13 protein-coding genes are annotated in these 12,692 nt (G+C 67.5%); 9 read left to right on the top strand and 4 right to left on the bottom strand.

Annotated elements, in window-relative coordinates; all coding sequences use genetic code 11:
- Nucleotides 1-21: 21 nt before the first annotated feature.
- Complete coding sequence (locus AC0NH5_RS38715) at nt 22-1,263, bottom strand: PP2C family protein-serine/threonine phosphatase (RefSeq protein ID WP_474412634.1); 1,242 nt, start codon at nt 1,261-1,263, stop codon at nt 22-24.
- 357 nt (nt 1,264-1,620) lie between these two features.
- On the opposite strand from AC0NH5_RS38715, the gene ppk2 reads away from it, so the two are divergent.
- Nucleotides 1,621-2,583 (top strand): polyphosphate kinase 2, encoded by a 963-nt coding sequence (ppk2, locus tag AC0NH5_RS38710; protein WP_474412632.1) that lies wholly within the window; start codon nt 1,621-1,623, stop codon nt 2,581-2,583.
- A 9-nt stretch (nt 2,584-2,592) separates the two neighbouring features.
- On the opposite strand, the gene AC0NH5_RS38705 is transcribed toward ppk2, so the two are convergent.
- Nucleotides 2,593-4,065 (bottom strand): glycoside hydrolase, encoded by a 1,473-nt coding sequence (locus tag AC0NH5_RS38705; protein ID WP_474412630.1) that lies wholly within the window; start codon nt 4,063-4,065, stop codon nt 2,593-2,595.
- A gap of 330 nt (nt 4,066-4,395) precedes the next feature.
- Between AC0NH5_RS38705 and AC0NH5_RS38700 the strand changes: the two genes are divergently transcribed.
- The 3 genes from AC0NH5_RS38700 to AC0NH5_RS38690 all read left to right on the top strand — a co-directional run bounded on the left by AC0NH5_RS38700 (nt 4,396) and on the right by AC0NH5_RS38690 (nt 6,332).
- Complete coding sequence (locus tag AC0NH5_RS38700; protein ID WP_474412628.1) at nt 4,396-4,857, top strand: response regulator; 462 nt, start codon at nt 4,396-4,398, stop codon at nt 4,855-4,857.
- 89 nt (nt 4,858-4,946) lie between these two features.
- Nucleotides 4,947-5,951 (top strand): ATP-binding protein, encoded by a 1,005-nt coding sequence (locus AC0NH5_RS38695; protein ID WP_474412626.1) that lies wholly within the window; start codon nt 4,947-4,949, stop codon nt 5,949-5,951.
- Nucleotides 5,952-6,023: 72 nt separating this feature from the next.
- Nucleotides 6,024-6,332 carry an STAS domain-containing protein gene (locus AC0NH5_RS38690; protein ID WP_474412624.1) on the top strand — a complete coding sequence of 103 codons (309 nt, stop codon included), beginning with the start codon at nt 6,024-6,026 and terminating at the stop codon, nt 6,330-6,332.
- A 10-nt stretch (nt 6,333-6,342) separates the two neighbouring features.
- On the opposite strand, the gene AC0NH5_RS38685 is transcribed toward AC0NH5_RS38690, so the two are convergent.
- Nucleotides 6,343-7,062, bottom strand: coding sequence for an ANTAR domain-containing protein (locus AC0NH5_RS38685; protein ID WP_474412622.1), 720 nt, complete (start codon nt 7,060-7,062; stop codon nt 6,343-6,345).
- Between the two features lie 177 nt (nt 7,063-7,239).
- On the opposite strand from AC0NH5_RS38685, the gene AC0NH5_RS38680 reads away from it, so the two are divergent.
- Entirely contained in the window at nt 7,240-8,013 is a 774-nt protein-coding gene (locus AC0NH5_RS38680; RefSeq protein WP_474412620.1) for a ZIP family metal transporter, read from the top strand.
- 19 nt (nt 8,014-8,032) lie between these two features.
- Here AC0NH5_RS38680 and AC0NH5_RS38675 read toward each other — a convergent pair whose 3' ends face one another.
- Complete coding sequence (locus AC0NH5_RS38675) at nt 8,033-9,193, bottom strand: SGNH/GDSL hydrolase family protein (RefSeq protein ID WP_474412618.1); 1,161 nt, start codon at nt 9,191-9,193, stop codon at nt 8,033-8,035.
- Between the two features lie 65 nt (nt 9,194-9,258).
- Here AC0NH5_RS38675 and AC0NH5_RS38670 point away from each other — a divergent pair, with 65 nt between their 5' ends.
- The 4 genes from AC0NH5_RS38670 to AC0NH5_RS38655 all read left to right on the top strand — a co-directional run bounded on the left by AC0NH5_RS38670 (nt 9,259) and on the right by AC0NH5_RS38655 (nt 12,438).
- Nucleotides 9,259-9,741, top strand: a complete 483-nt coding sequence (locus AC0NH5_RS38670) for an alpha/beta fold hydrolase (protein ID WP_474412616.1) — start codon at nt 9,259-9,261, stop codon at nt 9,739-9,741.
- A gap of 15 nt (nt 9,742-9,756) precedes the next feature.
- Nucleotides 9,757-10,008 carry a hypothetical protein gene (locus AC0NH5_RS38665; RefSeq protein ID WP_474412614.1) on the top strand — a complete coding sequence of 84 codons (252 nt, stop codon included), beginning with the start codon at nt 9,757-9,759 and terminating at the stop codon, nt 10,006-10,008.
- 637 nt (nt 10,009-10,645) lie between these two features.
- Nucleotides 10,646-11,308: a TRADD-N-associated membrane domain-containing protein gene (locus tag AC0NH5_RS38660; RefSeq protein WP_474412613.1), complete on the top strand. Its 663-nt coding sequence runs from the start codon at nt 10,646-10,648 to the stop codon at nt 11,306-11,308.
- Nucleotides 11,309-11,664: 356 nt separating this feature from the next.
- Nucleotides 11,665-12,438, top strand: coding sequence for a hypothetical protein (locus tag AC0NH5_RS38655; protein ID WP_474412611.1), 774 nt, complete (start codon nt 11,665-11,667; stop codon nt 12,436-12,438).
- The last annotated feature ends 254 nt before the right edge of the window (nt 12,439-12,692 follow it).

Genomic DNA, 12,692 nt, shown 5'->3' with positions numbered 1-12,692 from the left:
TCCCGCCGAAGAGAGGATCCCTCAGGGACTCGGGTGCGGCAGCGCCGGCGGCGACGGCTGCTCGGAGCCGGCGCCGGCCGGAGCAGGCCGGCGCCACTCCATCAGGAGGACGGTCGCGTCGTCCTGGAGGCGGTCGTTCTGGTGGTCGAGGATGGCGTGGACCAGCCGCCGGGCCGTCTCCGGCGCCGGCAACTGGTCGGCGGTGGCCTTGACGGCGAAGTCGATCAGGCGCTCGGTGCCGAACTCGACGTCCTCGGCGGAGCGGGCCTCGATGATGCCGTCGGTGTAGAGCAGCAGCCGGTCGCCCGGTTCCAGGCTCTCCTCGGCCACCACGGGTGTCCGCATGTCGCCCAGCGACACCGGCAGCGCGGTCGGGGTGGGCAGTACCTTGACCACCTTGCCCCGGCGGATGACGATGCCGCTCGGGTGGCCGGCGGAGATCGTCCGCAGCAGGCCGGTGCGCTGGTCGAACTCGGCGAGCACCGCGGTGATCATGCCCGGCCGGTCGTGGGCGCGGACGATCTCGTCGATGTGGTGGTACGTGGCGGTGAGGTCGAGGCCGGTGCGCCGCGCGTTGCGGTACGAGGCGAGCGCCAGCGACGCCAGGACGACCGCGCGCATGCCGCCGGCCGAGCCGTGCCCGGCGGCGTCGAAGAGCGCCAGATGGGCGATGTCGCCGTTCACTGCGTAGTCGAACGCGTCGCCACCGACGTCGTAGCACGGCTCGAGCACTCCACTGATCATGAGCTGGCCGGTCGAGAACGTCAGTGGTGGCAGTTGGGCGCGCAGCATCTCCGCCGCCACCCGCATCGGCGCCCGGCGGCGTTCCCGTTCAAGGGTGTCGCTGTAGAGGTTGCGGGTGACGACCAGCTCCGCCAGCAGCGACACCACCGCGGTGCAGTCCTGCACGGCGCCGCCGGTCAACGGCGCCGCGGAGACCAGCTCCACGACCCCGAGGCGTTCGCTGCCGTCCACCAGCGGCAGCCAGGACCGGGTGCCGTCCGGCTCGGCGTCGCTGGTGTGCGGCCGGACGAGCATGAACGCGCGGCCGCCCAGCGTGCCGTCGACCCGGAACGGCTCACGAGGCGGTGTCGAGCCGCCCGGCAGCGGTGACAGCACGCGTTGTTCATGGTCGACGAGGTAGATCACCATGGCGTCCAGGCCCAGCGACGCGGCCGCGTGCATCGCCATCTCCGGCAGGTCCTCCGGACGGGTGTGCTGCGACTGCAGCAGCATGCTCCGCAGTGACTCCAGGGTTCTCATCGCGCCTCCGGATCTCCTCGCGCCCCCATAGATCGTTCCCCCGCCGGCCGCCGGACATGCCGCCGATCGCAGAGCCGGCGCTGCGATCAGCCACCCACCGCCGACAACGCGAACGCGGTGAGGAAGCCGAGCAGGGTGATCAGGCCGATGGCGAGGTGAGCGCTCTCGGGCGTCGCCGGTCTGCTCGGCGTGGTGCAGCAGCTCGGCGGGTTCGCACCGGGCGGCCGGTGCGTGCCGGCTGGCGAGCGCCACACCGATGCCGGCGCGAAGCCGCACGGTGTGCCCGGAGAAGGTGACCGGGTCCTGGCATGTACCGGTCAGGGGCGTGCCGCCGGGCGTACGGGGTACTGGCGTGCCATGCAGACGAACACCGCGGTGGACCAGGTCGACCAGCCGGACGCCGCGACGGAGCCGTACGGCGGGCCGGTCGAGGCGCTCGCCGGCTATCAGGTCGCTGACGACGACAACGACGACCCACTGCTGCTCGACGCGGACGGTACTCCCGTGGACACCTGGCGGGAGGCCTATCCGTACGACGAGCGGATGGACCGGGCGGAGTACGACCGGGAGAAGCGGCTGCTGCAGATCGAGCTGCTGAAGCTGCAGAACTGGTGCAAGGACACCGGCGAACGGATGGTGCTGCTCTTCGAGGGCCGTGACGCCGCGGGCAAGGGCGGCACGATCAAGCGGTTCATGGAGCACCTGAACCCGCGCGGTGCCCGGGTGGTCGCGCTGGAGAAGCCGAACGAGCGCGAGAGCACCCAGTGGTACTTCCAGCGTTACCTCAAGCACCTGCCGTCGGCGGGGGAGATCGTCCTGTTCGACCGGTCCTGGTACAACCGGGCCGGTGTCGAGCGGGTGATGGGATTCTGCTCCCGCGCCGAATATCTGGAGTTCATGCGGCAGACCCCCGACCTGGAACGGATGCTGGTGCGCTCCGGCATCCACCTGATCAAGTTCTGGTTCTCGGTCTCGCAGGGGGAGCAGCGCACCCGGTTCGCGATCCGGCAGATCGATCCGGTCCGGCAGTGGAAACTGTCGCCGATGGACGTGGAGTCGCTGGACAAGTGGGAGGACTACAGCGAGGCCAAGGAGGCGATGTTCTTCTACACCGACACCGCCGACGCGCCGTGGACCGTGGTGAAGAGCAACGACAAGAAGCGGGCCCGCCTCGGCGCCATCCGGCACGTCCTGCACCGCTTCGACTACACCGGCAAGGACGCCGAGGTGGTGGGGACGCCGGACCCGCAGATCATCGGTCCGGCGTCCCTGGCCGTGGAGGGCGTGGAGATGACGCCGCGCATCTTCCCGCGCCTGTGACCTGCGCGGTTACGGTGCCACACCGTCGATCTGCAGGGTCTGCACCGAGCCTGCCGGGAACGTGACGCTGAGCTGCTTCCCGTTGATCCTGGCGTCGTTGCGGGCGACGTAGCGGTCGGCGCCGGCCGGGACGGTGGTCCAGCGGGGGACCACGCCGCCCGTGCCGCCGGTGGCCTGGCCGAAGCGGGACAGGTCGAACGTCAGGGTCTGCGCGGCGCCGGGGTTGACCGCGACGATGACGAGGCGGCGGGCGGCCGCGTCGTAACCGGCCACGGCATAATCCACGCCGCTGTCGATGACCCGCATGCCGGGCCGGATGTGCCGGGTGAACTGGGCGAGGACGTAATACTTCGTCTCGATCGCCCCGGCCCGGCCGGCGTTGCCGTCGTAGCGGATCACCCCCCAGCCGGCCGACGGGTCCATCACCTGCCAGTAACACCAGGCGGTGGGGTGCAGCCAGCGCCAGTCCATGCACAGGTTGCGGGCCATCGCCATGCCGGTGCCGTCGCCGTCGCCGTGCTCGGAGTTCCACAGGGTCTTGTTGTCGGCGCGCACCGCGCTGTAGAGCAGGTCGCGCCGGGTGTCCGGACCGTAGCCGTGCACGTTCACCTGTCGTACCAAAGCCTTTGTCGTCGCGTCGAAGCTGTTCCAGGTGGCCCGCGCCGCGTCGAAGTTCGTCTCGTCGGACGCCGAGATGGCGATGCCGCTCAAGCCTTGCCGGTTCAGCTCGGTACGCATGTTGGCCAGCACGCTGCGCTGGGTCTGCGCGTCGATGTGGCAGCCTTCCTGGGTGCCGTCGGCCCGCCACCAGCCGGCGGACGGCTCGTTGAACGGATCGACGGTGCGGAAGGTGACGCCCCACCGCTCCTTGGCCCAGCGCGCGGTGACGGCCAGGTGGTGGGCGTGCTGCCGGTGGTTCCAGCGCTGCAGGTTCAGCCCGCCGCCGGCCGCCCCGGAGGGGTTGTGGTTGAGGCACATCCACCACATCGGCGAGTTGGCGAACAGCTCGCTGATCGCCCCGCGTTGCGTCGCCTTGACCAGGGCGGCCCGCTGTTTGGCGTCGACGTTCCAGTTCCACGCCGCCGAGGTGGGGTCCTCGTTGGTGTAGTCCTGCCAGAAGCCCTCGATCTGCTTGAACCGGGGGATGTTCGGCGACACGGCCATCCGCTCGCCGTTGATGGCGTTCCAGCTGCTGGCGCCGAGGTTGTAACGGGCGATCGTCAGGCCGAGCCCGGGCAGCGCGGCGCCGTTGTACGACACGGTACGCAGGGTGAAGAACAGGTCGGCGAAGTCGTCGCGGTCGCCGAAGACGTTGGCCCACCAGGCCAGGGACGTGCCCCAGCCCTCCCAGGCGCCGTGGTCGGCGCTCGGGTTGATCGCGACTGTGGCGTCCGCGTGGGCGGGGCCCATGCCCAGCGAGGTGCCGGCGACGGTGGCTCCGGTCGCGGCCGCGGCGGTGAGGAGCGTCCTTCTTCTCAACATCAACGTCTCTCCTGAGTGCCGGCGGGGATGTGACGACCTCGGCAAGATCGTCAGCCGTAGATGGTTACGTAAACATCTTGGAGCGAAGAAAAGGACACCGACTACGGGGATGCGGTGTCACGGACGGGAGGGGATGTCGGCATCATTTCCCGCTGATGAACGGCTTGTCAACAGCGCTCCGCGCTCACGCCTGTCGATGCGCAAGAGCGAGCGGCGCCCGTGCGGTGCCGGCACCCGCGTGTTTCTCCGCTAGGATCGGTTGCCGCGCCCGTTCGGGTGCCGGCGTCACCCGCGGTGCTGCCCCGTTCCGCTGTTGCGAAGGAGCAGGGCATGGTCGGCATTTCCTCGTTACTGCAGGTGCTCGTCGTCGAGGACGATCTCGGCGACGTGGCCCTGGTGGAGAGCGCGTTCTCCGAGCACAGTCTCCCCAGCGAGTTGCACCACGTCGGCGACGGTGCGGAGGCGATGGCCTTCCTGCACCGCCAGGAGCCGTACGGTGACGCGCCCCGGCCCGATCTGATCCTGCTGGATCTGAACATGCCGCGCGTCGACGGCCGGCAGGTGCTGCACCAGATCAAGGCCGACGACGGCCTGAAGGGCATCCCGACAGTGGTGTTCACCACCTCGTCGTCCTCCGAGGACATCATGGCCAGCTACGACGCCCGTGCGAACGCGTACGTCACGAAGCCGATGGACCTCGACGACTACGAGCGGGTCGTCGGGGTGATCCGCAACTTCTTCGGGCACACCGCGGCACTGCCCCGGCGCGCGTCGGACGAGCCCACCGCCTGACCCCCCGACCTCGGATGCGACCCCGCGCGCTGAAAGTTGTCGATCATGTCGACTGGCGCGCGGGCCGCCGCGACTGCCATGGTTCTAGGGTGATCCAGTACGAGCCGGCCGCCGGCCACGTCGCGAAGTTCGCGCACACCGCGCTGATCGTCACCGCCGACGCCGATCTGCCGGGCGTGCTGGTCCCGGAGCTGCGACGCTCGGTGGCGGCGTACGACGAGGTCCTGGTGGTCGTCGGTGAGCGGACCCGCGCCGAGCTGAACACGGCGGCCGCCGACCTCGCCACGGCGGTGCGCTGGGGCGACTCGGACACGATCTATCAGCGGCTCGGTGTCGCGTACGAAAGCTTCCGCCGTTATCTCGCCGACAATCACCGCGCCGGCCGGCGGGTGCACGTGATCGCCGAACCGGACCTGCTCAGCGGCATGGACGACGGGCTGTGCGCCGACCGGGTGACCGCCTACCTGGCGTACGAGGCGATCTCGAACCAGGCGCCCGCCCTGAACGGCTCCGCGGTGACGTGCGTCTGGGACAGCCGGCAGCACACCACCGAGGTGATCGACGGGGTCCGGGCCACGCACCCGCACCTGCTCACCGACATCGGCCGGAAAACATCATCCTGGTTCGTACGACCGAGGCGTTTCCTGACCGGACGGCACGACCCGCAGATCCGGCCCGTCCCCGCCCGCGTCGCGCTCGACGTGACCCTGCTCGACGTGACGGGACTACGCGGCCTGCGCTCGGCGATGACCGGATGGGCGCAAGCGCACGACTTCGGCGACGATGCCGTTCAGGATCTCGTCGTGGCGGTGGCCGAGGTGACGACCAACGGGCTGCGCCACGGCGGGACCCCGGTCCGGGTCCGTGCCTGGCGCCACGGTGACACCCTGATCGTGCAGTGCGACGACCGGGGACGAAAGGCGATCCCGGTGGCTGCCGGTTATCACCGGCCCCGCCCGGTCGCCGGTGGGCGCGGGTTGTGGCTGGCCCGGCAACTGGCCGACGTGGTGGCGGTGTCCTCGTCCACCGGCAGCACCTCGGTGCGGCTGCATTTCCCGCGCGGTCTGATGCGGGCCTCACGGCCGCCCCTGTGATGTTCCGGAACGCCATTTCCGGGAATTGACCGTCACGGTGGGAATCAGTGGAGCGAAGGAGCGAGTCCGCACGTGGAGGTCAATGCCAGCCGTACGGCAGGCGGCGCCGTCGAGATCACCGTAAGCGGGGAGCTCGACCTGGAGACGTCGCCCGATCTGGAGCGGGCCGTCCGTGACGCCCTGACCAGCCCCGGAACCCGCGAGATCCGGATCGATCTGGCGGGCGTCACGTTCTGTGACTCGAGCGGCCTGACGGTGCTGGACGAGGGATACGGCGCCGCGACCGACCGGGGCGTCCGGCTGCGGGTCGTCCGCATGCAGCCCATCGTCCGCCAGGTCATGGGGATCGTCGGTCTGCTGGAGCCGTTGACCGCTCCCTGAGCTCCGTCGGTCATTCGGTGCTTCCCGCGGCGATGACCGAGGTCGCCGCCGCCAGCAGCGAGACCCCGCTGTCGGCCGCCCGCACCCGCAGCCTCAGGTACGCCTCCTGGGCGTCGACCCGGTCAATCTTCTGGATCAGGGTGCGGGCGAGCTGGATGGTGGCCCGCACGGACAGCGCCTCGGCGAAACCGGTGATCAGCTCCTCGCCGCCGGCGTCCACCGGCGGCACGTCGCCGGTGGCGCCCGGCCAGGACAGATCGGGGTCGTAGGCGGCGCAGATGCCGCCGGTCAGCTGCGCCAGCACGGCCGGGTCCCGGCCGTAGAGGTCCAGCGAGGCGACGGTGGCGCCGCTGCCCGCGAGCAGCGGCAGCGACACGACCCCGAGACCCATGTCGGCGGCGGTGTCGCGGAAACCGGGCCACGTCATCGTCGTGACCGGGCTGCCGGTGTCCACCGGCTGCGTCGCGGTGGCGAGGGCGGGCTCCGACGCGTCGTCGACGGCTCCGATCAGCTCGCCGCTGGCCGCGACGATGCACGACCCGTTGTCCGGCCGGGGCGTGACCGCGGCGTAGTCGACGGCCGCGATCCGGTCGGCGGCCAGCTGCGCCACCTTCCGCACGTGGTCGCTGATGGCGGAGACGTCGTCCGGGCTTCCGGCGAGGGTGACGATGGCGTGCGCCAGCGGCCCGTTGGCGCTGGACGGAGGCTGCGTCGGCGGCAGAGTGGTCACGCTGTGCCCCTTCCAGATGCTGTTGTGGCGCGGAGCCGGGAATGTACCCGATTAGCGGATTTTCACACGATCCACTGATCGATTATCGCTGCACAGTCCTTTCCCTCGATGCCCGAATGCACGCACACATAGTGATGGACGTCGTGTTTTCGATGCCCTCGCGGGTAACCCATCGTCATGGACGCCCTCATCTTCGGCGTGATCGCCTCCAGCGCGCTGGTCATCGGCGCGGTGGTCGGTGCCCGTTTCCAGCTGCCGAAGACCATGCTGGCCGGAATGCTGGCGTTCGCAGCCGGCGCGCTGATCACCGCCCTCTCGTTCGAGCTGTTCGAGGACGCCTACGAGCACGGCGGCATCTGGCGGGCCGCGCTCGGCCTGATCGCCGGCGCGGTCGTCTTCACCGTCCTCAGTGCCTGGCTCGACCGGTGGGCCCGGGGCGGCCGGGAGCAGCCCGAGGGCAGCGAGAAGCTGGACGTCGACGCCGCCGCTCAGGACCGGGCACCGTCGACGGCGTCCACCTCGGGCGCCGCCGGACTCGCGCTGCTGGCGGCCGTCACCCTCGACGGGGTGCCGGAGAACGTCGCCCTGGGCGTGTCGCTCGGCGAAGGCACCGGTGGACTGGCCCTGCTCGCGGCGATCTTCGTCTCCAACTTCCCGGAAGCACTCGTCGGCAGTGCCTCCATGCGCGAACAGGGCCGCTCACCGGCGTTCATCCTCGGCACCTGGCTCACCTGCGCGGCGCTGCTGACCGTGGCCGTCGTCATCGGGGCGGGCCCGCTGTCGTCGGCGGCCCCGGAAACCCTGTCCCTGCCGCTCGCCTTCGCGGCCGGCGCGGTGCTCGCCTCGCTGGCCGACACGCTGATGCCGGAGGCGTACGAGAAAGGTGGTCCGCTGGTCGCGCTCAGCACCACCGCGGGTTTCGTGCTGTCCTTCGTGCTCGCGACACTCTGAAGTCTTCCCCCGTTACGTCTCAGCCGCCGGCGAAAGCGCCCGGCGCGGCGAAAGCCAGCTTCGCGAAGCGCTCACCGATCAGCCGATGGGTGGCCGCGTCCGGGTGCAGCCGGTCGGGCAGCGGCAGCTCCGCGTGGTCCGCCTCGCCATAGAGTCGCAGGCCGTCCAGATGATGCAGATGCGGGTCGGTGGCGGCCCGCCCGGCGACGATCTCAGCCAGCTCGTCGCGGATGACACGCAGGGTGAGCTTGCCGGCGGCGCGCTCGGCGGGGTCGCCGGTGGCGCGGAACAGGAGCCGGCCGGTGCGCAACGCGTCGAGGTCGAAAGCCCCCGGCCCCGGCGTGTCCTCGTGGATCGGGCAGTAGATCGGCGAGACGACCAGCAGGGGAGTGGCCGGGTGCTTGTCGCGGATGGTGTCCAGAAAGCCGTGCACGGCCGGCACGAACGCCCGCCGGCGCATCAGGTCGGTGTTGACGACGTTGATCCCGATCTTGACGCTGATCAGATCGGCCGGGGCGTCACGCATGATGCGGGCGACGAACGGATCGAGCAGGGCGCTGCCCCCGAAACCCAGATTGACTAGCTCCACGCCGCCCCGCGCGGCGGCGAGCGCCGGCCACGTGGTGGAAGGGCTCGCCGCGTCGGAACCCTGACTGATGGAGCTGCCGTGGTGCAGCCACACCGGCCGGCCGACGCGGCCCGCCGGTTCGATCGGCGCGTCGGAACGCAAGGCGACGATCTCGGTCGTCTCGTTGTGCGGAAGCCAGATCTCGACCTCCTTGAGGCCGCCGGGCAGCCCCGGAAACACTGCGGTGCCGGGCGGACCGGGCTGATATTCGCTGGTCCCGGCGGCCATGTCGACCGTCAGCACATTGCCCCCGGCGATGGTGCGCTGGACGGTCAGGTGACCGTCCACGACCAGGTCGTAGACCCCTTCGGGGCGAGGCGGAAACCCGGTGTAGACCCGCTTGGTCGGTACGGCGTCCAGCTCGACGACGGTCGCCCGGGTCCGGAAGACGAGGCGTACGCCCGACGGCTGCCCCTCCGCCATCGCCAGTTGTGGGTCCGGGTAGAGGGTGCGCGCCCATGCGGGCAGGCGGTGCGGGATCACACCCCGCTCGGTCGGCTCCATGTCGAGGGCGCCCCGCAGCAGGGCCGCGGTGATCGGGGTGGTGTGCATGTCAGCCTCCGGTCTGCCGGCAGTGGCGAGTGACCTCGACACCGATCGAGCGTACGGTCCAGGGAATGATCCAGAACGTCCGTCCGGCGCATGACGTCGCAGGTGCCGGGCCGCTGCTCCTCGCGATCCACGGCCTGACCGAGGACCGCCACTTCTGGGACCGGGTGCCGCTCGCCGCGCACTACCGCACTGTCCGCGTCGACCTGCGCGGTCATGGGGAGTCACCGCGGACGGCGCCGTACGACCCGCTGACCCTGGCCGGGGACGTGCACGAGGTCGTCACCTCGCTGGGGATCGAGCAGCGTCCCCTGGTCGTCGGTCACTCCTACGGCGGGGTGGTGGCCACTGCCTATGCCTCGCGCTTCCCGGTGCGCGGCGTCGTCAACGTCGATCAGGCGCTGAATGTGAAGCCGATGCCGGCGCCGGTGGTTCAGGCCCTGCGCGGCCCGGACTTCTCGGCCTTCATGAGGAGATCTTTCTCCCGGATGTACGGCCAGCTTGATCCCGCCGTGGCCGGTGACCTGGACGCTCGGCGGACGATCCGGTAGGACGTCATCCTCGGGGTGTGGGAGCCGCTGCTCGACCTGGGGGCGGAGGAGTTGACCGCGTTCATCGGGAAGCTGATGACGATGCGGGAGGCGGTTCCCTATCTGTCGCTGCACGGCCTGCCCGTGGACGACGGCTACGCGACGTGGTTGCGCGCCCGGATTGCCGGCGCGGTCGTCGAGACGGCGCCCACTGCCACCCACTATCCGCACCTGGCCGACCCGGCCTGGTTCGTGCGGCGGCTGGCCACCTTCGCTCCTGCGGACTGACCTCCGCCTCCGCCGATCGGCGCTCTCTCCGGCACCACCACACGCGATAAGTAGCGTTACGCGCATGTCCGGTGTGCAGATCCCCGCACTGGCACGCATGGTATGTGGTTCCATCTGGTCGTCGCCATCGCGGGTGGCAGCCGGCCGGGATGGTCATTGTCATGCTCTTCGCTTGGCGGCCCGCCGTGACAGTGGCATCAACGCGTCGGCGAGCCGACCATGTCTATTCCGTGCCCATCAAAAGAAGAGACCGGTGGAGGCCTCGGTTTCAACCTTTACTTCGAGCTGCCCGGTTCGCGTACTTGGAGCAATATTTCTGCATGCCAAGCGTTATGCGAGGTCTTCACGCGACTGTCAATGTACAGCTACGCGCACTGGCGCGCGTACCACGTGGTCTTTGGGTGGCCGCTAGTCTGTCCGCGACGGCAGGCGGGCCGCGGCCCACTCGACTGGCAGTTCCTCGAAGTTTTCCAAGGCCAGACGTCTGGTTGGCGTGCCCCACGCCAGCTCGCACGGGCATTTGTGTCTACTTGCCGACATGATGGACCGTGGCGCCGCGTTCCACATTAGGTTGCTAGCCTTACTCGCTCACACCTCATGCCGAAACATCGACGACCATGAGGAAGGGATCTTTCCAGTGCCATACTCCTCTTGGCTGGAGCAAGCCAGCTGGATAACAAGCGTTGTGCTCGGCGCCGTCGGCATAATTTACGCCATTAGGACGGGTATTAGAAGTAGTGCGAACGATGCCGACGCTATTCGTACGCATCTGCCTTCCGGTGACGCGTCTATCCAAGAAAGGCACTACGCGCTACAGCGCGAATACCATGCACGCGGGCTGGCTCAATCAAGGCAAAGCTTCTGGTTCAGCATACTAGCAGCCTCAATTGGGTTCCTGGTAATCATATCGGCTCTATTCATTCGAGGCTTCGATTCAAATCAGCAGACCAACTTCCCCACCCTTCAAGTAGTTTCCGGGGTAGTCATCGAAGCCGTTGCTGCACTCTTCTTCGTGCAGTCGAATAAAGCGCGAGAGTTGATGATCAACTTTTTTGACAAGCTTCGGGAGGACCGAAAGTTCGAAGAGTGTCTGGCGTTGGCACGCGACCTTGAAGAAGGCGAAGTGAAACAACGCCTGCTTGCTACACTTTCTATGTCATTTTCGGGATCGATGTCCGAGGGGCAGATCGCGGCACTACTTCAGCAGCCTCCGGCGATAATGGGAGCCGCCTCGACAAATGGGCGTGCTGCAGCAGTTCCCGCCGGCGATAGCAACAGTGGTGTGTCTGCATCGGCGTAATTTCGGCTAGGCCGCATTACCCCAGCCCGTTGATGTTGGCGTTTCTGTACGTCAAGCACGGTGTTCACCATTCACCCATGCATCGGTGTTCGGGTCCGCGCACTGCCATGCATAGCGTGTGGTCCCCACATGGTCCTCAGCGCGCTACTCCCCATGTCGCTTTCGCCGCACCTAACTTGTCACTCGATCGCGCCGAACCGCGTTACGGCGAAACCCGGTCCGTCAAAAGATCGTGGTGCCCAGTTCCCAAGGCCCACGGCCGCCCACGCCCGTCCCCGGACTTCACCGGCCCTCTTCTGGTTCGCTTGACATAGTGATACCCACCATCTTGATATGCCGCAAAGGAGTCTAACCCATTGAAGTATGCAGCAGGCGATTGGTACGGCGCTGGCGCATTTTGGGTCGCCGTAGCCGCTGGTTTGGTTGGCCTCGTCATCGGCGTCATTACGATCGCCGTAACCAGACGCTACGGATCACCTCGGTGGCGTCTGATTTTCGAGATGTCCACGGTTGCTCCGCTCTTAACAAAGAATGCCGCGATGGATGATGATCTCAAGGTTCTATATAAGGGGTCCAGCCTGAGGGACCCACACGTAGTCCAGTTTTTGATTACGAATGTGGGTCAACATGACGTGACGAAGACTCGGTTCGAGGAGGCTCCGCTTCAGTTCGATTTAACGGCACAAATTATTCGCATTCTATCAAGGTCTTCCTATCCAACCGATACACCACTGACAGCTATCAACTTTCAGGGGAGCTTCCTGGAGGTTCAGCCGTCGCTCGTTAAAGCTGGTTCCGGCACCTTGCTAGACATGCTGGTCGATGGCAAACCATCCATCTCGTGGACGAACACCCTAGCTGACGTTGAGGTAGCGAACTGGGAAGCCATCGATCCGGACAAATCTACAAGGGGGTGGCTGATCGCCAGTTTCGTCATAGCGGCTTTTACTCTAGCAATTGCGGCGTACATCCTGATCGTCTACGATTCAGATCTCTACTACTTCCTCATCAGTGCCCTGGCTCTGGTCGTTCCCGTCTGCAAGGCTATTCAACATTGGAGGGTTCGGTCATATACTGCGCTGACGCGGAAGCTGTCAACTGAACACTCTCGGCAGGTTAGCGAACAGTGACTGGAAGAGCGCGATCAGCGTATGCTCGCCATCGTGCTGGGGCTGGTCATCGACGGCACCTGCTTGTACTTAAGGCGATCAGCGCTCCAGCGCTCCAGCGGTTGTGCAGTTGATGTTGGCGCAGCTCGGATGCGTGTAGCTCCTACACAAATTATCGAAAGCCTCGATTGCCCTTGCTTAGAGCTCCTAACGCGATCTCTACGTGGTCCATTTGATCAAGCGGCGCCAGCAGATCATGGCGCAGGCGAGGCTGA

It is taken from the genome of Actinoplanes sp. 13, assembly GCF_056134165.1.
This window is presented reverse-complemented; position numbering and strand designations above follow the sequence as displayed.